The following is a 20,661-nucleotide window of genomic DNA, read 5'->3' on the forward strand; positions in this document are numbered from 1 at the left end:
CAGGGGGGACCCTGTGGGAGAGTAGGACGCCGCCGAACAATCATTCCAAAGAACCCCTGATCCACTCGGATCAGGGGTTCTTTGCATTTCCGGACCTGCGCGGGAGGCCGGGCGGAAGCTTCTCGAAAAAATCTTGGTCGGCGGTGTCGAGAACCCGTGGTCCGCTCCGTCCCCGGGGTGAGAGCGGCCCACAATGGGTGGCACCAGCATCGAGGGAGAAGCACGATGGCCAAGTACCTGCTGCTCAAGCACTACCGAGGCGCCCCGGACGCGGTGAACTGCGTGCCGATGGACCGGTGGACGCCGGAGGAGATCTCCGCGCACATCCGGTACATGCAGGACTTCGCGGCCCGTCTGGAGAAGACCGGCGAGTTCGTCGACGGCCAGGCGCTCGCCCCCGAGGGGACATGGGTGCGGTACGACGGCGAGGGCCGCCCGCCGGTCACCGACGGTCCGTTCGCGGAGACCAAGGACCTCATCGCCGGCTGGATGGTGATCGACGTCGACAGTTACGAGCGTGCCGTCGAACTGGCCGGTGAGCTGTCGGCGGCGCCGGGGGCCGGCGGCGAGCCGATCCACGAGTGGCTGGAGCTGCGTCCGTTCCTGGCCGAGCCGCCGACCATCACGGAGTGACCCTCCCGATGAACGAGGCCCTGCTCCGGAGCCTCACACCGAGCGTGCTCGGGATCCTCGTCCGCCGCGGAGCCGACTTCGCGGCGGCCGAGGACGCCGTGCAGGAAGCGCTGGTCGAGGCGGTCCGCGTCTGGCCGGATGATCAGCCCCGTGATGCCAAGGGCTGGCTGGTCACCGTGGCCTGGCGCAAGTTCCTCGACGCGGCGCGGTCGGACACCGCTCGACGCCGGCGTGAGGACCTGGTCGACCAGGAGCCGGAGCCGGGGCCGGCGACCGAGGTGGACGACACGCTCCGGCTCTACTTCCTGTGCGCCCACCCGTCGTTGACGCCGTCCTCGGCGGTGGCGCTCACCCTGCGGGCCGTGGGCGGTCTGACCACCCGCCAGATCGCTCAGGCCTACCTGGTGCCCGAGGCGACCATGGCCCAGCGCATCAGCCGGGCCAAGCGCACCGTGTCCGGCGTGCGGTTCGACCAGCCCGGTGACCTCTCCACCGTGCTGCGGGTCCTGTACCTGGTGTTCAACGAGGGCTACTCCGGGGACGTCGACCTCGCTGCCGAGGCCATCCGGCTCACCCGGCAGCTCGCGGCCGCGATCGACCACCCCGAGGTGGCGGGACTGCTGGCCCTGATGCTGCTGCACCACGCCCGGCGGGCCGGCCGGACCGCGCCCGACGGCAGCCTGGTGCCGCTGGCCGAGCAGGACCGGAGCAGGTGGGACACCGGGTTGATCGCCGAGGGCGTCCGGATCCTGCAGGGGGCCCTCGGGCGCGACCGGCTGGGCGAGTTCCAGGCCCAGGCCGCCGTGGCCGCGCTGCACGCCGACGCGCCCACGGCCGGGGAGACGGACTGGGTGCAGATCGTCGAGTGGTACGACGAGCTGGTGCGCCTGACGGACAGTCCGGTGGCCCGGCTCAACCGTGCGGTGGCGGTCGGCGAGGCGGACGGTCCGCGGGCCGGGCTGGCGGCGCTCGCGGAGCTCGACGACTCGCTGCCCCGCCACACCGCGGTGGCGGCGTACCTCCACGAGCGCGACGGCGATCCGGGGACGGCGGCACGGCTGTACGTCGAGGCGGCGCACAAGGCGTCCAACCTCGCCGAGCGCGACTACCTGACGCGTCAGGCGGCCCGGCTCAATGCGGGGTTGAACGCCCGTGGGTCACGCTGAGGCGCCTGCCGGGGCGTGTCAGAGGCGGCCGGCCGCCTTCAGTGCCAGGTAGGTGTCGGCCAGGGCCGGGGCGATCCGCGCGGGCGGGGCGTCGAGGACGGTGACGCCGTGCCGGGTGAGGCGGTCGGCGGTGGTGCGGCGGTCGGCGCGGGTCTGCTCGGCGGCCGCCGCGCCGTAGACCGCCTCGACGGTGCCGCGGCCGGCGGCGAGGACGTCCAGCCGAGGGTCGGCGACGGAAGCCAGGACGACCTCGTGGCGCTTGGTGAGCAGCGGCAGCAATGGGCGCAGGCCGTCCTCGACAGGCGCCGCGTCGAGGCCGGTGAGCAGGACGATCAGCGAGCGGTGCGGCGCCATCTTGAGGGCCGTGGAGACCAGCGAGCGCATGTCGGTCTCGTGCAGTGCGGGCTCCAGGCCGGCCATGGCGTTGGTGAAGGCGGGCAGCACCTCGTGCGCCGAACAACCGGCCACGGCGGCGCGCTTGACGGCGTCGTGGGCGAGCAGGTCGACGTGGTCCCCGGCGCGGGTGGCGAGCGCGGTGAGCAGCAGGGCCGCGTCGAGGGCGGCGTCCAGTCGCGGGGCGTCGCCGACGCGGCCGGCCGAGGTGCGGCCGGTGTCGAGGACGACGAGGATGTGGCGGTCGCGTTCGGGGCGCCAGGTGCGGACGGCGACGGTGTTGCGGCGGGCGCTGGCGCGCCAGTCGATGGAGCGGACGTCGTCGCCGGGCAGGTACTCGCGCAGGGAGTCGAACTCGGTGCCCTGGCCGCGGGTCAGCACCGAGGTGCGGCCGTCGAGTTCGCGCAGGCGGGCGAGCCGGGAGGGCAGGTGCTTGCGGCTGGCGAACGGGGGGAGCGCGCGGACCGTCCAGGGGACCAGGTGGGAGCCCTGGCGGGCGGCGAGGCCGAGCGGGCCGAACGAGCGGACCGTCACCCGGTGGGCGTGGTGGTCGCCGCGGCGGGTCGGGCCGAGCACGGTGACGGTCCGGCGCCGTTCGCCGCCCGGGACGGTGAGGGTGTGCCGGGAGGCGGTCTCGGCGGTGCCGGGGCGCCAGGACGACGGTGCCCAGGCGTCCCGGACCAGGGCGCGGAGGAGGCGCCCGGAGGGGTTGGTGACGGTCAACTCGACCGACGCGGGCTCGCCGAGCCGGACGGTGGTGTCGCCGCCCCGCTCGAACCGCAGCTCGCGGACGGGGGCGGCGAGCACCAGGTCGACCGCGGCGGCGAGCAGGACCACGCCGGTGACCAGCCAGATCCCGGACGTCGACGGCAGCAGCAGGCCCACGACGAGCGCGCCGAGCGCGGCGAGCAGGGCGGTTCGCCCGGTGAGGGCCATGCGGTGCGCTCCTTCGGAGACCCGTCGCCCCGGGGCCCGCGACGGGACGACGGGCGACGGGGCGCGGGCGATGGATCGGGCGGATCGGGCGGGATCGGGAGGGGCGGGTGGACCGGTCCGGTCAGCGGGGTGCGGGCGTCTGGGCGAGGACCGCCTGGATGACGGAGTCCGCGGTGACGCCCTCCATCTCGGCCTCGGCGCGCAGCGCGACCCGGTGCCGCAGGGTGGGCAGGGCGAGCGCCTTCACGTCGTCCGGGGTGACGTAGTCGCGGCCGGCCAGCCAGGCCCAGGCCCGCGAGGCGGCGAGCAGGGCGGTGGCGCCGCGCGGGGAGACGCCGATGGACAGCGACGGGGACTGCCGGGTGGCCCGGCAGAGGTCGACGATGTAGGCGAGGACCTCGGGGGACACGGTCAGCTTGGCGATCTGCGCGCGGGCGGCGGCGAGGTGCTCGGGGCCGGCGACCGGACGGACGCCGGCGGCGGCGAGGTCGCGGGGGTCGAAGCCGGCGGCGTGCCGGGCGAGGACCTGGAACTCCTGGTCGCGGTCGGGCAGTGGCAGGACCAGCTTGAGCAGGAAGCGGTCCAGCTGGGCCTCGGGCAGTGGGTAGGTGCCCTCGTACTCGACCGGGTTCTGGGTCGCGGCGACCAGGAACGGGACGGGCAGCGCACGCGGTTCGCCGTCGACCGTGACCTGGCGTTCCTCCATGGCCTCCAGCAGGGCGGCCTGGGTCTTCGGCGGGGTGCGGTTGATCTCGTCGGCGAGCAGCAGGTTGGTGAAGACCGGGCCGGGCTGGAAGGAGAACTCGGCGGTGCGGGCGTCGTAGACGAGCGAACCGGTGACGTCGCCGGGCATCAGGTCGGGGGTGAACTGGATGCGCTTGGTCTCCAGGCTGAGCGCGGTGGAGAGGGTGCGGATCAGCAGGGTCTTGGCGACGCCGGGGACGCCCTCCAGCAGCACGTGGCCGCCGCAGAGGAGCGCGACCACCAGCCCGGTGACGGCGGCGTCCTGGCCGACCACGGCCTTGCCGATCTCGGCGCGCAGGGCGGTCAGCGCGGCCCGCGGGTCGGTGCTGCCGGGGGTGGCGGTCGCCGTGCCGGGAACGGTGCGGAGCTGGGCGGTTGCCTGGTCGGTCACGGGTTCCGTACCTGCCTTTCGAGGGTGTCGAGGTCGTCGGCGAGCCGCAGCAGTGCGGCGTCGTCGGTCGGGGGCGGGCCGTACAGCAGGGCCCGGACGTCCCCGGCGGGCCGGTCGGGGAGCCGGTCGGCCACGGCCGCGCAGAGTGCTTCGGGGTCGGGCGCGCCGGCTCGGAGCGGGACGCCCAGGGCCGGGGCGAGGCGGTGGGCGGCGGCGCGGCGCAGGGCCTCGGCGGCGTGGCCGTGGGCCTTGGCGCGCCGGTAGAGGCGGGCCCGGCCCTCGGTGGTCTCGGAGGCGCGGACCACCACGGGCAGGTCCTCGCTGACCACCGGCCCGAGCCGTCGGCCGCGCCAGAGGGCGGCGAGCCCGGCGGCGACGACGAGCTGGTAGTAGGCCCAGTGCCAGCCGCCCGGGATGTAGTCCTCGAAGCTCTTGAAGCCGTTGCCCTCGGCGAGCGGGGCCGAGTAGTCCGGCAGGTGCCAGGTCAGGCGGGGCTGCGAGCCGAGCAGGCCGAGCGCGAGGGCGGCGTCGCCGTCCGCGGCGAGCTTTCCGTTCTGCAGGAAGGCGCCGCTGCCGAGCACGACGACGTCGCCGCCGTCGTCGTTCCGGGTGCCGACCAGGGGGTAGCCGTGGCCGCGCGGGTAGCAGCCCTCGCCGCGGCTGCCGCTGGTGTAGAGCATGCCGCCGAGGTGGGCGCTGCCGGCCCGGGCGGCCTCGATGAGCGAGCAGTCCGCGTCGGTGCTGCGGACGGAGGCGTACGGCAGGCCGCCGTCCTCCTCGGACAGCCGGATGCCGGGTGCGAGCGCGGTGAGGGCGGCCGGGCCCGGGGCGATCAGGACCAGCCGCCGGTGCCGGGCGGCCGCGACGGCGCGCAGCTGGTCGGCGGAGAGCAGGTCGGGCTCGGGCAGCACGAGGGTGTCCGGACCGGCCGGGTTGCCGGTCGGGTCGCTGGTGAACTCGGCCGTGAGCCCCTGGCGTTCGAGGAGCGCGACGACGGCGTGGGCGCCGTCGGCGTCGTACGAGCGCGGGTCGAGCGGCGGGTAGAGGTGGTCCCGGCCGAGGGAGGTCACGAGGAGGGTGCCGATCAGCAGGGCGCCGAGGAAGGCCAGGTACCAGCGGGCGCGGCGCCACAGGCCGCGCCCGGTGGGGGCGAGGCTGGTCGGGGCGGCGCCGGGGGGCGTCCCGGCCACCGGCGGCGCGGGGGCGGTGGCGGTCATGCCGTTCCTCCCGGGGCCTGGTTCGGCACGGGGGCCGGGACGGCCGGCGGGCCCGGTGCGAGGACGGGACGGGAGCGCTCCAGCGTCCGGTCCAGCTCGTGCAGCAGCCGGTACGCGGCCTGGTCGGCGGTGCGCTCGCCGTACGCGATGTCGTCGAAGGTCCGGGCGGCCGCGGACAGGGCGGCGGCGTGCTCGGGCAGCGCCCGGCCGGCCTCGGCGGCGGCCTCGTCGGCGGTGCGGCCGGGGCGGGAGTCGAGCAGGGTCCGCTCCTCCAGGGCGCGCACCAGGGCGCGCATCTGCTCGCGGACGGCCTCGGTCCAGCGCCCGGCGGCGGCGTGTCCGGCGGCGTCCGCCCGGTACTGCGCGGCGCTGCGCGGGCCCTCGACGCCGTACACGTCCCCGAGGGTGCGGGCGGCGCGGCGGGGCGCGCCGAGGCGCCACCACAGTGCGGCGCCGATCAGCACCGCGACGATCAGGAAGAGCACCAGGCCGGTGGTGCCGTCGGTGCCGTCGCCGGAGATGCCGCTGAGCGCGCTGGAGATGTGGTCCCAGAACCAGTCCATCGCCCGTTGCAGGACCGACGGGTCGTGCTTGTGGTACTCGGCGTCGAGCAGCTCGTCCCGGGCGGCGTCGCGCGCGGGGTCGCGCGGAACGGTGACCGGGGCGCCGCCCGCGGCGAGGAGCCTGTCCCCCCAGGTAGGCATCCGGTTCAGCGCCCCGCCGGGGGCTGGTCGGCCTGTCCGCCCCAGCCGGTGCCGCCGTACTCGGGCAGGCCGGCGGCGCGGGCGAGCTCGATGTCCAGGGCCTCGCGGCGGATCCGCTGGTCGACGTAGAGCAGGACGCCGACGGCGGCCATGAAGGGGGTGGTGAGGGTGCCGGCGATGATCCCGGCGACCGCCATGAGGGCCACCATTCCGGCGCCCTCATGGGCGGCGGCGGTCAGGCCCTGGCCGGCGAAACTGTCGAGGCCCAGCAGTACGCCGAGGAAGCGGAACGGGACGGCGATGACGACCGCGACGACGATCGACAGCACCTTGCTGACCAGCGTGATGCCGAGGATCCGCCACCAGGAGCCGCGGACCAGGCGCCGCGAGCGCGACAGCGCGGCGGTCACGCCCTGCTTCTCCAGCATCAGCGCGGGGGCGGCGAGGCTGTAGCGGATCCACAGCCAGGCGGCCACCGGCAGGGCCAGCAGGCCGACCAGGGACAGCAGCGCGGTGGTCGCGGGCTCGTCGGCGCCTCCGGCGCTGTAGCCGAACATGGGGGCGAAGCCGAGCAGGGCCACACCGGGGCCCATCAGGGCGGTGAGCAGGGTGAGCCCGAGCAGCTGCAGGAGGCGCGGGCGGGCGTCGCGCCAGGCCTCGCCGGCGGTCACGGAGCGGCCGAGCACGGCGCGGCTGACGACGATGGTGAGCAGCGCGGCGGCGAGCACGTCGAGCAGCAGCTGCAGCGGCAGGGCGGCCACCAGCCGCAGGGCCTGGGTGGCGGTGCCGGTCTTGCCCTTGACCAGCAGATCGACCACGACGGTGCCGCCCTGGGCGATCACCGCCATGCCGAGCGAGAGGGCGAGTACCGTCCGCCACTGCCGGCGGACGGTGCTGACGGCGCCGTCGAGCAGTTCGCCCATGCCGAGGGGGCGCAGCGGGATGACGCCGGGCTTGGGGCTCTGCGGCGCGCCCCAGCCGTACGGCTGCCGGCTGCCGGGGGGCTGCTGTCCCCACTGCGGACGGGCCTGCTCGCCCGGGTGGGCGTTCCAGCCGGGGGTGGCCTGCGGTGGTGCCGACGGCCCGGGCACGGCGGCGGGCGCGTCGACCGGGGGCCGGACGCCGTCGCGGGGTGGCTCGGACGAGCCGGGCGAGGCCCAGCCCGGAGTGTCGGTCATCACTGCTCCTCGGAGGGGCGTCGTGGGCGCGACTGCGGATGGATCTTCCACCCGCGCGCAGCGCCAATCGTGCCATGGGGTGGTAGCAGGCCCCATGGGGATCCGGTTGCTGATCGGCAACGGGTGGCCGCGGTGGCGCGGGCGGCGGGCCGTGGACGGTTCGGAGGTGCTCCACCGGGGGTCATTCGCCCGGTATGGCCGGAATTCACCGGCTGCGGGAGTTGGCCGTTCTGGAGCAATGGCACTGCTGTGCGGCAGGTCACAATCCGGTAATGAGAGGATGGACGCATGAAGGGACGCGTCCTCGTCGTTGATGACGACTCCGCACTGGCCGAGATGCTCGGCATCGTGCTGCGTGGTGAGGGTTTTGAGCCGTTTTTCGTCGCCGACGGGGACAAGGCGCTAGCCGCGTTCCGGGAGACCAAACCCGACCTGGTCCTGCTCGACCTGATGCTGCCCGGTCGGGACGGCATCGACGTGTGTCGGCAGATCCGGGCCGAGTCCGGCATCCCGATCGTCATGCTGACCGCGAAGACCGACACGGTCGACGTCGTGGTGGGCCTGGAGTCGGGTGCCGACGACTACGTCACCAAGCCGTTCAAGCCCAAGGAGCTGGTGGCCCGGGTGCGTGCCCGGTTGCGCCGCGCCGAGGAGCCGACGCCCGAGCAGCTGACCATCGGCGACCTGGTGATCGACGTGGCCGGTCACTCCGTGAAGCGAGACGGCCGGGGCATCCCGCTGACCCCGCTGGAGTTCGACCTGCTGGTCGCGCTCGCCCGCAAGCCCTGGCAGGTGTTCACCCGCGAGGTGCTGCTGGAGCAGGTCTGGGGCTACCGCCACGCGGCGGACACCCGCCTGGTCAACGTCCACGTGCAGCGCCTCCGTTCCAAGATCGAGAAGGACCCGGAGCGCCCCGAGATCGTGGTGACCGTCCGCGGCGTCGGCTACAAGGCCGGACCCAGCTGACGTGACGGACCGGGCTGACGAGACCCCGTCGGGTACCGCGACCGACGGGGCCGGGGCCGTGCGCGGGGACGTGCTGAGTTCGACCACCCGCCGCCGACGCGGCCCGTCCGGCCTGATCGGGCTGGTGAAGCGTCAGCTGCGCCGACCCGCCCACCGGGTGACCGCGCTGTACCGGCGGTCGATCCAGCTGCGCGTGGTCGCGGTGTCCCTGCTGGCCTCCATCGCGGTGGTCCTGGTGCTGGGCGTGGTCGTGGTGGCGCAGGTGCGCACCGGCCTGCTCGACACCAAGATGGACGCCGCGCGGGCGCAGGCGAGGATCGGCTTCCAGGTCGAGCAGAAGAAGATCGACGAGGCCAGGGACCAGAAGCTGCGGGGCACCGCCGACCCGACCGTCGACGAGACCGGCACCTGGCTGCTGCGGCAGGTCAACGACCTGGCCGGGAGCGGGCAGACCGTCTACTCGGTGATCGCGATGGCGCCCGGCACCGGCGCCGTCGTCCCGGACACCGGGGGCTTCGCGCCCCGCTACTCGGGCGACATCCAGCCCAGCAGCATCCCGGACACCCTGCGGGCCAAGCTCATGTCCGAGCCCGGCCAGATGTTCGACCAGCCGACCCGGATCCACCGCGCGCCCGAGAGCAGCGTGAAGTCCGAGCCCGGGCTGGCCCTCGGCATGCAGTTCGTCGGTCCGGCCGGGAACAGCTACCAGATGTTCTACGTGTTCTCCTTCGGCCAGGAGACCGACACCCTCAACCTGGTCACCGGCACCCTGGCGACCGCCGGCGTGTTCGTGGTGATCCTCATGGGCGGCATCGCCTGGGTCGTGGTGCGCCAGGTGGTCACCCCGGTCCGGATGGCCGCCGGGATCTCCGAGCGGCTCGCCGACGGGCACCTGGAAGAGCGGATGAAGGTGACCGGGACGGACGACATCGCCCGCCTCGGGGAGTCGTTCAACCGGATGGCCAACGCGCTGCAGGCACAGATCCGCCAGCTGGAGGAGCTGTCCCGGGTGCAGCGGCGGTTCGTCTCGGACGTCTCGCACGAGCTGCGCACCCCGCTGACCACGGTGCGGATGGCCGCGGACCTCATCTACGACAGCCGCGAGGACCTGGACCCGATGGCGGCCCGCTCCGCGGAGCTGCTGCAGGGCCAGCTGGACCGCTTCGAGTCGCTGCTCGCCGACCTGCTGGAGATCAGCCGCTTCGACGCCGGCGCCGCCATCCTGGACGCCGAGCCGGTCGACCTGCGGGAGATCGTCGGCCGGGTGGTGGAGGCCGCCGAGCCGCTGGCCGAGGCCAAGGGCAGCGCGGTGGTGATCCGCGGCGACGGCGAGCCGGTGCTGGCCGAGGTGGACTCCCGCCGGATCGAGCGCATCCTGCGCAACCTGGTGGTCAACGCGCTGGAGCACGGCGAGGGCCGCGACGTGGTGGTCCGGCTGGGCTCGGCGGACGGCGCGGTCGCGGTCGGCGTGCGCGACTACGGCATCGGCCTCAAGCCGGGCGAGGCGTCCCGGGTGTTCCACCGCTTCTGGCGGGCCGACCCGTCCCGGGTGCGGACCACCGGCGGCACCGGCCTCGGCCTGTCCATCGCGGTCGAGGACGCCCACCTGCACGGCGGCTGGCTCCAGGCCTGGGGCGAGCCCGGCGGCGGGTCGCACTTCCGGCTCACCCTGCCGCGCACCCGCGGCGGCGAGATCTCCCGGGCGCCGTTCCGCCTCGAACCGGAGGATTCCCGCAACAACCGGGGACTGGGCACGTACGGCATGCCGTACCGTCGGGCGATCAGCCCGGTCGGCTCGACGGCGATGGCCGTCGCCGAGGAGCCCACGGAGGCGCCGGACGGCGGCGGAGCCGGCTTCGGCAGCGGGCTCGGCGGGGTGCTGAACATCGGCCCCGGCCTCGGTCGGAGCCGGATGCCCGAGGGCCCGCGCTCGGACCCCTCGGACGTGCGGACGGCGGGGGCGGGTTACGGGGCGACCGGCGCCCAGGTCATGGTGGACCCGACGCCCGGACGGCCGTCGGTGGCACAGCGGACGGCGGAGCCGGACATGACGGGTGGGACGGACGTGGAGGGGTCGCAGCGTGCGAGGGACGAGCAACAGGACTGAGCCGCGGCTCCTCGCGGTGGCCGGCGCGCTGCTCGCCCTGACGGCGAGCGGCTGCGCGGCCATGCCCGACTCCGGCGGCATCACCAAGGTGGAGCTGTCCCAGGGCTCGGCGGACAAGAACCTGCAGGCCAGGGTCTACCCGGTGGCGCCGGGCAAGGGCGCCAAGCCGCGCGAGCTGCTGACCGGGTTCCTGGACGCGGTGACCGCCGACGAGGGGTACGAGACCGCGCGCAAGTACCTCACCGAGAGCGCCGCCGCGGCCTGGAAGCCGGAGGCCGGGATCCGGGTGCTCTCGTCCACGACCATCCCCGGTGGCCAGGACGTCGTCGACACCGACGCCCAGGCCACGGTGACGGTGAGCGGGCAGCTGGTCGCCAGCGTCGACGAGAAGCGCTCGTACCTGCAGGTGGCCGGGCAGAACAACAACGTCTCGTCCGACTTCACCTTCGTCCGGGAGAAGGACGGCGAGTGGCGGATCGACAAGCTGCCGCCCGGCGTGATCATGAATGAGACCAACTTCCGGAACAGCTTCCGGCAGGTCGAGCGGTTCTTCTACACCGCGCCGGACCCGTCCGCGGTGGCCTCCGGCAACGCCGGCCAGGAGGTGCTGGTCGCCGACCCGATCTACCTGCGGCGCCGAATAGACCCGCTGACCACGGCCGCCCAGGCGCTGGCCGACGGGCCCTCGACCTGGCTCTCGCCGGTGGTCCGGACGGCCTTCCCGAACGGCGCCAGGGTCGACCGGGTGACCATCGACGACAGCCGGGTCGCCCACGTGCAGCTCGGCGAGGCGGACGTCAGCGAGCCGATGGCGTGCCGGCGGATGGCGACCCAGCTCTTCTACACCCTCGCCGACCAGGGCAAGGGCCAGGTCGAGCGGCTGGAACTGAAGGGACAGCGCGGCTCCTGCACCGCCAGCCGCACCGACGTGCCGGCCACCGGCCCGGGCGCCCTGGCCGGGCCGACGCCCACGACGCAGTACTACCAGCGTGCCGACGGCGCCCTGGTGGCGACCGACGAGGGCCGCCCCGGGGACCCGGTCCACGGGATCCTCGGCCGACCGCAGTCGAACACCAAGCCGGGGCTGGGCGCCATCGCGGTCAGCCGGAGCGGCTCCCAGGCCGCCGCGATCAGCGAGGACGGCCACCAGGTCTACTCGGTGCCGCTGACGGACGCCGCGGTGGGCCTGGGCGATCCGGTGCTCACCTCGCAGGCGAAGTCCGGCGACAAGGAGGACGGCTTCGCCTCGCCCAGCTGGGACGGCCGCAGCGACCTGTGGGTGGTGGACCGCAACCAGCAGGGGCAGCGGGTGGTCATGGTGCGCGGCAACAAGTCGTACACCGTTCCGGTCGAGGGCCTGACCGGGCAGACCGTGCAGTCGCTGAAGATCTCCTCGGACGGCGTCCGGGTGGCCCTGGTGGTCAAGACCCCGGGCGTGGCCATCCGCTCGCTGATGTTCGGCCTGGTGGTGCACGGCGGCACCCCGCAGGCACCGACGGTGAAGATCACCGGGCTGCGCCGGGCGGCCCCCACGCTCACCGACGTCGCCTCGGTGTCCTGGGCGGAGACCGACCAGCTGCTGGTGCTGGGCAAGGAGGCCGACCGGACCCAGCAGCTCTACTTCATCAGCACCGACGGGTCGCAGAGCACGGACACCCAGCTGCAGAGCGCCGAGAGCATGATGACCGTCGCGGCCTCGGAGTCCCGGGGCGACCGCCTGACCCAGGCGCCGCCGGTGCTCGCGATGGCGGAGGTCAAGCAGCCGGACGGCAAGCCGAGCGAGCTCAAGGCCTACCGCCTCGTCAACAACCAGTGGCGGGAGGCCCCGCTGATCGACAAGCCGCGGTCCTTCTTCTACGCGGGCTGACGGCGGGTCCGGACGCGGGCTGACGCCGCGTCCGCGCGGGCCGACACGCCGTCCGGGCCGGTCCGGCGCGCCGTCCGTACGGGCTGACGCCCCCGCGGCCGCCGCTCGGCCCCCCGTCACCCCGCCGGGTGCACCTCGGTCGCGGCGACCGTGGCGGCTGCCCGGGCCGGCAGGCCGGCGTCGGCCAGCGCCCGGGCGGCCTCGGCGAGGCTGGCCCCGGTGGTCACCAGGTCGTCCACCAGGACGGGGTGACGCCCCGCCAGTCCCGCCCGCGCGCGCGGCAGCACGGTGAGCGCTCCGTGCAGGTTGCGGCGGCGCTCCGCCGCGTTCAGCCCGGTCTGGTCGGCGACCGGTCGGGCGTGACGCAGCATCGACGCGGCCCGGGCGTCCAGGCCGGCCCGGCGCAGCGAGCGGGCGGCGGCCCCGGCCAGCCGCAGCGTCGGGTCGTGCCCGCGGGCGCGGACGGCCGCGCGGGTCGAGGGCATCGGCACCAGGAGCAGCGGGGCGGCACCGGCCCGCGGCCCCAGCGCGGAGCGCACCGCCCGGCCGAGGGCCTCGCCGAGCGGACCGGCCAGCCGCAGGGCGCCCCGCTCCTTGTGCGCGAGCAGCAACTGCCGGACCGGGTCGGCGTACGGCGCGGCGGCGTGCGCCCAGGGCAGCAGGGTCGGGCCGGGCCGCGCGGTGGCGAGGACCCGGCGGCAGGCCGGGCAGAGCTGGGTGCGTTCGCTGCCGCAGCCGGCGCAGTTCGCGGGGAGCAGGACGTCCAGCAGCCCGGCCAGTGCGTGGCCGAACGGTCCGTGTGCGGACGGTGGACGGATGGTGGGGGGATGCGGCGGCACGGCTGCTCCTGGCGGCGACAGGCACGGGGAGTGAGCAAAGGATGCGCCGTATGGGGGTCGTTGTCCAGGTATTTACCCATACTTCACCCTGGGGAGGGTAGACAGGGTGCAACAGCTTGACCGCCCGATCGCAGTATCGGGTCATACCCCCCTTCCCGCCCGGGGAGGCGAAAACCCCGCGTGAGGTGTTCGATAAGGCACCAGGGGGGTTTCAACCGTCCCTGGTGGGGAGGAAGTGAGGTGAGGGCCAGTCGTTTCCCGCCGCTGGCGGGGGCGGGGGGCCGGCAGTGGATGGGCTGGTCCAGCTGGGTCTCAGCCCGATCCGGTAGCACCCGGATCGGCGTCAGCACGAGGGATCGGAGTTCTGCGTGGACATCGTCGTCAAGGGCCGCAAGACCGAGGTGCCCAAGAGGTTCCGCGAGCACGTGGCCGAGAAGCTGGAGAAGGTCCAGAAGTTCGACGGCAAGGTGATCAGCCTCGACGTCGAGGTGTCCAAGGAGCACAACCCGCGGCAGGCCGACCGGTCGGAGCGGGTGGAGATCACCCTCCGTACCCGTGGGCCGGTGATCCGGGCCGAAGCCGCCGCCGGTGACCCGTACGCGGCGCTCGACCTGGCTTCGGCGAAGCTCGACGCGCAGCTGCGCAAGTCCGCGGACCGGCGCCGGGTGCACAAGGGCGGCGCGAACGGCCGCACCCCCATCAGCGTCGCCGAGGCGACCGCGGCCCTGGCCGCGCTGCCGGAGCCGTCGCTGGAGGGCGGCACGAACGGCGCCGTCCGCAAGACCATGATGGGATCCCTGGAGGTGGAGGGCGAAGGCCCGCTGGTGGTCCGGGAGAAGACGCACCCGGCCGCCCCCATGGCGCTGGACCAGGCGCTCTACGAGATGGAGCTGGTCGGCCACGACTTCTACCTCTTCGTGGAGAAGGACAGCGGCCTGCCCAGCGTCGTCTACCGCCGGCACGGCTACAACTACGGTGTCATCCACCTGCAGACGGACCTGCAGGCCGGGCCGGGCAGTGGCGCGGGCGGCGCGATCGGCGGGGGCGACGAGGACTGACCGTCCGAGCAGCGATGGAGGGGTGACCCCGGTGGCCGCGGCCACCGGGGTCACCGGCGTTCGGGGGGCGGATGGTTCGACCGCGGTCGGGTCCCGGGGCAGGGGTCACCCGATGCGAGGGAATTGGCACCGGAGGGTGACCGTGGCGGGGCCCGGGCGTGGAATGATTGGCGCACGACGACCCGCGAAGGGGGAGGAGCGGATGGGGGATCACTTCGGGCTGGGGCCCGCGGCTGGGCCCGGGCTGCCGTTGGGGCCGGAGGAGGAGCCCGCGTACGCGCCGCACCGGGGTGAGCCGATCCGTGTGCTGGTGGTGGACGACCACGCGCTGTTCCGGCGGGGGCTGGAGATCGTCCTGGCGGAGGAGCCGGACATCAAGGTCGTCGGCGAGGCGGGGGACGGCGCCGAGGCCGTGCTGAAGGCCGCCGACCTGCTGCCCGACATCATCCTGATGGACGTCCGGATGCCGCGCCGCAGCGGGATCGAGGCCTGCACGGCGATCAAGGACGTGGCGCCCAGCACCAAGATCATCATGTTGACGATAAGCGACGAGGAGGCTGACCTCTACGAGGCGATCAAGGCGGGCGCCACCGGCTACCTGCTGAAGGAGATCTCCACCGACGAGGTCGCCACCGCGATCCGCGCGGTCGCCGACGGGCAGTCGCAGATCAGCCCCTCGATGGCCTCCAAGCTGCTCACCGAGTTCAAGTCGATGATCCAGCGCCGCTCCGACGACCGGGACCTGGTGCCCGCACCCCGGCTCACCGACCGGGAGTTGGAGGTGCTCAAGCTGGTGGCGACCGGGATGAACAACCGGGAGATCGCCAAGGAGCTGTTCATCAGCGAGAACACCGTGAAGAACCACGTGCGCAACATCCTGGAGAAGCTCCAACTGCACTCCAGGATGGAGGCCGTGGTGTACGCGATGCGGGAGAAGATCCTCGAAATAGGGTGAGCCGGGCCGGCCGGGCTCACCCGCCCGGCCGGCCGCTCCCGCGTGGCCGGGCTCACCCGTCCGCGAGCAGCTTCTCCAGGGCCGGGCGCAGCCGCTCGTCGTGCAGCGCCTCGACCCGTACGGTGTCGCAGCCGACCCAGGCCGCCGCCTCGCGCAGGGCCGTCGCCAGCGGTTCGAGGTGCCGGGTGCCGCGGCCCCGGTCGTCGGTCAGCGAGACCTGTCGGGCGATCAGGGTGCGGCCCTCGCGGGCCGGGTCGACCCGGCCGACCAGGCGGCCGCCGGCCAGCAGCGGCATCGCGAAGTAGCCGTGCACCCGCTTGTGCTTGGGGGTGTAGGCCTCCAGCCGGTGCGACATTCCGAAGATCCGCTCGGTGCGGGCGCGGTCCCAGATCAGCGAGTCGAACGGTGAGAGCAGCGTGGTGCGGTGGCGTCCGCGCGGGGTGGTGGCCAGGGCGGCCGGGTCGGCCCAGGCCGGGGCCGGGGTGCCGTCCGGGCCCCACCCGGCCACCTCGACCGCGACGAGCCCGCAGTCGGCGAGCACCGGGTCCAACTCCTCGGCGCGCAGCCGGTGGTAGTCCAGCAGATCGGCCCGGGTGGCCACGCCGAGCGCGGCGCCGGCCTGGGCGACCAGGGTGCGCACGCACTCCCCGTCCGACCGCTCCTGCCCGAACAGTGCGTCCGGGATGGCCTGTTCGGCCAGCGCGTAGACCCGCTTCCAGCTCCGTCGCTCGGTGCAGACCACGTCGCCGAAGGCCAGCGCCCGCTCGACCGCGATCTTGGTGTCGGACCAGTCCCACCACTCGGCGGTCTTCTTGGCGCCGCCCAGCTCGGTGGAGGTCAGCGGCCCCTCGGCGCGCAGCCGGTCGAGTACCAGCCGGTAGGCCTCGGGCGTGACCTGGTGACCCCAGAGGTGGCCGCGGTCGCGGTAGCGGCGGCGCCGGAAGGCGAACAGCGGCCATTCCTCGACCGGCAGGACGCAGGCCGCGTGCGACCAGTACTCGAAGCTCGTGCCGCCGCCCCAGTACGCCGCCTCGACGGCCGGGCGGCCGACCGCGCCGAGGCGGGCGTACGGCACCAGCTCGTGCGAGCGGGCGAGCACCGAGATGGTGTCCAGCTGGACGGCGCCCAGGTGCCGCAGCACCCCGCGCACCCCGGCCCGGCGGTCGGGCGCGCCGAGCAGGCCCTGGGCCCGCAGGGCGATCCGGCGGGCGTCGTCGGCGCTCAGGACGGTGACGGGGGCGCTGTGCGGGGCTGCGGCGGTCATGCCGGCGAGCGTAGCCCCGGCTACTGACAGCCGTCCCGGGCGCCGGGGGCGGCCCCGGGACCGCCTCAGTCCAGGTCGGAGGCCAGCAGCGAGGCGACCCAGGCGTCGTGGAAGACGCCGCGCTGCTCGGCGTACGAGCGCATCGTGCCCTCGAAGCGGTAGCCGACCCGCTCGGCGACCGCGCGGGAGCCGTCGTTGCCGACGTAGGCCATCCACTCCAGGCGGCGCAGGCCGAGCTCGCGCAGGCCGAAGCGGGAGACCGCGCGGGCGGCCTCGACCGTGTAGCCGCGGCCGCGGAACTCCTTCGTGGCCCACCAGCCGATCTCGGCGCAGCCCGGGTCGTTCTCGCGCAGGACGAGGCCCTGCGAGCCGACCAGGGCGCCGGACCCGCGCTCGAAGACGCACCAGATCCGGTTCGCGCCGGTGCGCCAGCCGTCGACGGCGAGATCGCGCACGAAGAACTCCGCGTCCTCGCGCCGGTACGGGGAGGGGACGACCGTCCAGCGCTGGATCTCCGCGTCCTGGCAGGCGGCGAAGACGGCGTCGATGTCCGATTCCCCCGGGGCGCGCAGCACGAGGCGCTCGGTGGTGAGGGTGGCCGGTTCGCTTCGGGGCTCTTCCATGAACGGATTATTTCTCCGGAACGGAATAGCAGGCATCCGTTTTAGGGGCCAACTCCTCGGCCCGTCGACCGATTTGTCCCGGTGGACGGTGCTATCGGGCCATGTGCTCGCGCGGGTGACACGGGAATACCGTGCTGACGCACCTCCCGGGGCATTGGACTCCTCGCATACGATGGCCCGTGCGGTGGGGTGGACCCGCCGTGCAGTCGTCCAGTGCCAATACAGGCAAGGAGCCCGCTCAAGTGTCCGTCTTCGACAAGATCCTGCGCGCAGGCGAAGGCAAGATCCTTCGCAAGCTGCAGCGGATTGCTGCCCAGGTCAACTCCATCGAAGAGGACTTCGTCAACCTCACCGACGCCGAGCTGCGCGCGCTGACCGACGAGTACAAGCAGCGCCTCGCCGACGGCGAGAGCCTGGACGACATCCTCCCCGAGGCGTTCGCCACCGTCCGCGAGGCCGCCAAGCGCGTGCTCGGACAGCGGCACTACGACGTCCAGCTCATGGGTGGCGCGGCCCTGCACTTCGGGTACGTCGCCGAGATGCGCACCGGTGAGGGCAAGACCCTCGTCGGCACCCTGCCCGCGTACCTGAACGCGCTGACCGGCAAGGGCGTCCACCTGATCACCGTCAACGACTACCTCGCCGAGCGCGACTCGGAGTGGATGGGCCGGGTGCACCGCTTCCTCGGCCTCGAAGTCGGCGTGATCCTGGGCAACATGACGCCCGCCGAGCGCAAGCGCCAGTACGGCATGGACATCACGTACGGCACGAACAACGAGTTCGGCTTCGACTACCTGCGCGACAACATGGCCTGGTCGAAGGACGAACTCGTCCAGCGCGGCCACAACTTCGCGGTCGTCGACGAGGTCGACTCGATCCTCATCGACGAGGCCCGCACCCCGCTGATCATCTCCGGCCCGGCCGACCAGGCGACCAAGTGGTACGCCGACTTCGCCAAGCTGGTGCTGCGCCTGAAGATCGACCGCGACTACGAGGTCGACGAGAAGAAGCGCACCGTCGGCATCCTGGAGGAGGGCGTCAGCCGGGTCGAGGACTACCTCGGCATCGACAACCTCTACGAGTCGGTGAACACCCCGCTGGTCGGCTTCCTGAACAACGCCATCAAGGCGAAGGAGCTCTACAAGGCGGACAAGGACTACGTCGTCATGAACGGCGAAGTCATGATCGTCGACGAGCACACCGGCCGCATCCTGGCGGGCCGCCGCTACAACGAGGGCATGCACCAAGCGATCGAGGCCAAGGAGGGGGTGGAGGTCCAGAACGAGAACCAGACCCTGGCCACCATCACCCTGCAGAACTTCTTCCGCCTGTACGACAAGCTCGCGGGCATGACCGGTACCGGCACCACCGAGGCCGCCGAGTTCCACCAGATCTACAAGCTCGGCGTGGTGCCGATCCCGACCAACAAGACGCCGCTGCGCATCGACCAGCCCGACCTGATCTACAAGTCGGAGCCGGCCAAGTTCGCCGCCGTGGTCGAGGACATCGCCGAGAAGCACGAGAAGGGCCAGCCGGTGCTGGTCGGCACCGTGTCGGTCGAGAAGTCCGAGTACCTGTCGCAGGAGCTGCGCAAGCGCGGCATCCCGCACGAGGTGCTGAACGCCAAGCACCACGAGCGCGAGGCGCAGATCGTCGCGCAGGCCGGCCGCAAGGGCGCCGTCACCGTCGCCACCAACATGGCCGGCCGCGGCACCGACATCATGCTGGGCGGCAACGCCGACCACCTGGCCGCCGCCGAGCTGGCGCAGCGCGGGCTCACCCCGACGGACACCCCGGACGAGTACGAGGCAGCCTTCCCGGCCGCGCTGGAGAAGGCCAAGGCCTCGGTCAAGGCCGAGCAGGACGAGGTCAAGGAGGCCGGCGGCCTCTACGTCCTCGGCACCGAGCGGCACGAGTCCCGCCGGATCGACAACCAGCTGCGCGGCCGCTCCGGCCGTCAGGGCGACCCGGGCGAGTCCCGCTTCTACCTGTCGCTGGGCGACGACCTGATGCGCCTGTTCAAGGCCGGCATGGTCGAGCGCGTGCTCTCGATGGCCAACGTGCCCGAGGACGTGCCGATCGAGTCCAAGATGGTCACCCGCGCGATCGCGTCCGCGCAGACCCAGGTCGAGCAGCAGAACTTCGAGATCCGCAAGAACGTCCTCAAGTACGACGAGGTGCTCAACCGCCAGCGCGAGGTCATCTACGGCGAGCGCCGCCGCGTGCTGGAGGGCGAGGACCTGCAGGAGCAGGTCGGCCACTTCATGGACGACACCGTCGAGGCCTACGTCAAGGCGGCCACCGGCGAGGGCTTCGAGGACGACTGGGACCTGGACAAGCTCTGGTCCGCGCTCAAGCAGCTCTACCCGGTCACCCTGGACCTGGCGGACCTGGAGGAGGAGGCCGGCGGCACGGCCGGCCTGACCCCGGAGTTCCTGGTCAAGGTCGTCCAGGAGGACATCCAGGGGCAGTACGGCGCCCGCGAGGACCAGCTCGGCGCGGAGATCATGCGCGAGCTGGAGCGCCGGGTCGTGCTGTCGGTGCTGGACCGCCGCTGGCGCGAGCACCTCTACGAGATGGACTACCTCCAGGAGGGCATCGGCCTGCGGGCCATGGCGCAGCGCGACCCGCTGGTCGAGTACCAGCGCGAGGGCTTCGACATGTTCACCGCGATGATGGAGGGCATCAAGGAGGAGTCCGTCGGCTACCTGTTCAACCTGGAGGTCCAGGTCGAGCAGCAGGTCGAGGAGGTCCCGGTCGAGGACGCCCAGGTGGTGCTCGACAAGCTGGAGAAGGACGCCGCCCGCCCGGAGATCAAGGCCAAGGGCCTGGAGGCCCCGAAGCCGCAGCGGCTGCACTACACCGCCCCCTCGGACGAGATCGGCGGCGGCGTGGTCGAGGGCGACTTCGAGGACCTCGCGCCGGAGGACGAGGGCGACGGGATGACCCGCGCCGAGCGCCGCAAGGCCGCCAAGTCGGCCAAGGGCCGTCGCCGCAAGGCCTGAGCAGGCCGCAGGACGCCACGCAGGGCGCCGCTCCCGGACGGGGGCGGCGCCCTGCGCCGTTCCCGGGCCGTGCGCGGTCACCGGGCCTCCACGGCGGTGCACTGCCACTGCCCGGCCGGGCCGCGCTGCTCCAGCCGGAAGGCCACCATGTGGTGCCGCCGGCCGAGGTCGACCCGGACGCAGGCCTCGACGGCGTCGGGCGAGGGCGAGCGGTCGTGCACCGGGCCGAGCCTCGGCCGGTCGGCGGCCCCGCCGCGGCGCAGCGCGCCCGTCCGGACCAGCGAGGCGAGCTGCCCGTAGCCGTCCAGGCTGGTGTGCCGCATCAGCTGGCCGGAGGGCCGGACGCCGGTCAGCACCTCGACCAGCTGGTGGGCGAACCGGGAGGCCAGCGCCCGGGGGTCGTGCCCGGGAGTGCCGGTGCAGGCGGCGCGCGGGTGCCGGGGACGGCGCCCGGCCGGGTCGCAGGCGCCGCCGTCGGCGGTGCGCGGGCGGTGGTGCGGGTGGGCGGCGCGGCGGGCGTCGGGACGGGCCTCGGGGCGGGCGTGGGGACGGGCGGTCACGGGGGCTCCTCGACTGGGTGGTGCGAGTACGGACGGGTCTCAGGCTGGCGGCGTG

Annotated in this window: 17 protein-coding genes; 8 read left to right on the forward strand and 9 right to left on the reverse strand. The window is 73.6% G+C overall.

The features are described from left to right. The first annotated feature begins 225 nt into the window (after positions 1-225). Complete coding sequence (locus ACIGG8_RS23600; RefSeq protein WP_396550489.1) at positions 226-633, forward strand: YciI family protein; 408 nt, start codon at positions 226-228, stop codon at positions 631-633. Between the two features lie 8 nt (positions 634-641). Then, positions 642-1,799, forward strand: coding sequence for an RNA polymerase sigma factor (locus tag ACIGG8_RS23605; protein ID WP_396550620.1), 1,158 nt, complete (start codon positions 642-644; stop codon positions 1,797-1,799). An 18-nt stretch (positions 1,800-1,817) separates the two neighbouring features. Here ACIGG8_RS23605 and ACIGG8_RS23610 read toward each other — a convergent pair whose 3' ends face one another. The 5 genes from ACIGG8_RS23610 to ACIGG8_RS23630 form a co-directional block, all read right to left on the reverse strand. Next, complete coding sequence (locus ACIGG8_RS23610) at positions 1,818-3,128, reverse strand: DUF58 domain-containing protein (RefSeq protein WP_396550491.1); 1,311 nt, start codon at positions 3,126-3,128, stop codon at positions 1,818-1,820. 121 nt (positions 3,129-3,249) lie between these two features. Next, positions 3,250-4,263 (reverse strand): AAA family ATPase, encoded by a 1,014-nt coding sequence (locus ACIGG8_RS23615; RefSeq protein ID WP_396550493.1) that lies wholly within the window; start codon positions 4,261-4,263, stop codon positions 3,250-3,252. Continuing rightward, positions 4,260-5,480, reverse strand: a complete 1,221-nt coding sequence (locus ACIGG8_RS23620) for a DUF4350 domain-containing protein (protein ID WP_396550495.1) — start codon at positions 5,478-5,480, stop codon at positions 4,260-4,262. Before ACIGG8_RS23620 ends, ACIGG8_RS23615 begins: the two co-directional genes overlap by 4 nt. Further along, a complete protein-coding gene (locus ACIGG8_RS23625; RefSeq protein WP_396550497.1) occupies positions 5,477-6,184 on the reverse strand; it encodes a DUF4129 domain-containing protein in 708 nt (235 codons plus the stop codon). Before ACIGG8_RS23625 ends, ACIGG8_RS23620 begins: the two co-directional genes overlap by 4 nt. A gap of 5 nt (positions 6,185-6,189) precedes the next feature. Beyond that, positions 6,190-7,362, reverse strand: a complete 1,173-nt coding sequence (locus ACIGG8_RS23630; protein WP_396550499.1) for a glycerophosphoryl diester phosphodiesterase membrane domain-containing protein — start codon at positions 7,360-7,362, stop codon at positions 6,190-6,192. Positions 7,363-7,650: 288 nt separating this feature from the next. Between ACIGG8_RS23630 and mtrA the strand changes: the two genes are divergently transcribed. The 3 genes from mtrA to ACIGG8_RS23645 are packed head-to-tail and all read left to right on the forward strand — an operon-like array spanning position 7,651 to position 12,302. Then, positions 7,651-8,328, forward strand: a complete 678-nt coding sequence (mtrA, locus tag ACIGG8_RS23635; RefSeq protein ID WP_030061806.1) for an MtrAB system response regulator MtrA — start codon at positions 7,651-7,653, stop codon at positions 8,326-8,328. A gap of 1 nt (position 8,329) precedes the next feature. After that, the gene (mtrB, locus tag ACIGG8_RS23640) at positions 8,330-10,435 is read left to right on the forward strand and encodes an MtrAB system histidine kinase MtrB (RefSeq protein ID WP_396550501.1); all 2,106 of its coding nucleotides are present in this window, start codon (positions 8,330-8,332) and stop codon (positions 10,433-10,435) included. After that, positions 10,410-12,302: an LpqB family beta-propeller domain-containing protein gene (locus tag ACIGG8_RS23645; RefSeq protein WP_396550503.1), complete on the forward strand. Its 1,893-nt coding sequence runs from the start codon at positions 10,410-10,412 to the stop codon at positions 12,300-12,302. The genes mtrB and ACIGG8_RS23645 overlap by 26 nt, the downstream gene beginning before the upstream one ends. A gap of 116 nt (positions 12,303-12,418) precedes the next feature. On the opposite strand, the gene ACIGG8_RS23650 is transcribed toward ACIGG8_RS23645, so the two are convergent. Further along, entirely contained in the window at positions 12,419-13,141 is a 723-nt protein-coding gene (locus tag ACIGG8_RS23650; protein WP_350521749.1) for a phosphoribosyltransferase family protein, read from the reverse strand. 368 nt (positions 13,142-13,509) lie between these two features. Between ACIGG8_RS23650 and hpf the strand changes: the two genes are divergently transcribed. Both hpf and ACIGG8_RS23660 read left to right on the forward strand, forming a co-directional pair. After that, positions 13,510-14,199 carry a ribosome hibernation-promoting factor, HPF/YfiA family gene (hpf, locus tag ACIGG8_RS23655; RefSeq protein WP_396550505.1) on the forward strand — a complete coding sequence of 230 codons (690 nt, stop codon included), beginning with the start codon at positions 13,510-13,512 and terminating at the stop codon, positions 14,197-14,199. 202 nt (positions 14,200-14,401) lie between these two features. Continuing rightward, complete coding sequence (locus ACIGG8_RS23660; protein ID WP_350521751.1) at positions 14,402-15,154, forward strand: response regulator transcription factor; 753 nt, start codon at positions 14,402-14,404, stop codon at positions 15,152-15,154. A 52-nt stretch (positions 15,155-15,206) separates the two neighbouring features. Here the strand turns inward: ACIGG8_RS23660 and ACIGG8_RS23665 are convergent, their stop codons facing one another. Beyond that, positions 15,207-16,418, reverse strand: a complete 1,212-nt coding sequence (locus ACIGG8_RS23665; RefSeq protein WP_396550507.1) for a winged helix-turn-helix domain-containing protein — start codon at positions 16,416-16,418, stop codon at positions 15,207-15,209. 65 nt (positions 16,419-16,483) lie between these two features. Further along, positions 16,484-17,041 carry a GNAT family N-acetyltransferase gene (locus ACIGG8_RS23670; RefSeq protein WP_396550509.1) on the reverse strand — a complete coding sequence of 186 codons (558 nt, stop codon included), beginning with the start codon at positions 17,039-17,041 and terminating at the stop codon, positions 16,484-16,486. 242 nt (positions 17,042-17,283) lie between these two features. On the opposite strand from ACIGG8_RS23670, the gene secA reads away from it, so the two are divergent. Continuing rightward, positions 17,284-20,046, forward strand: a complete 2,763-nt coding sequence (secA, locus tag ACIGG8_RS23675; RefSeq protein WP_396550511.1) for a preprotein translocase subunit SecA — start codon at positions 17,284-17,286, stop codon at positions 20,044-20,046. Between the two features lie 77 nt (positions 20,047-20,123). Here the strand turns inward: secA and ACIGG8_RS23680 are convergent, their stop codons facing one another. Continuing rightward, positions 20,124-20,606 carry an Rv3235 family protein gene (locus ACIGG8_RS23680; RefSeq protein ID WP_350521755.1) on the reverse strand — a complete coding sequence of 161 codons (483 nt, stop codon included), beginning with the start codon at positions 20,604-20,606 and terminating at the stop codon, positions 20,124-20,126. Between the last annotated feature and the right edge of the window lie 55 nt (positions 20,607-20,661).

Source organism: Kitasatospora sp. NPDC085464 (assembly GCF_044541955.1).
Taxonomy (GTDB): Bacteria; Actinomycetota; Actinomycetes; order Streptomycetales; family Streptomycetaceae; genus Kitasatospora.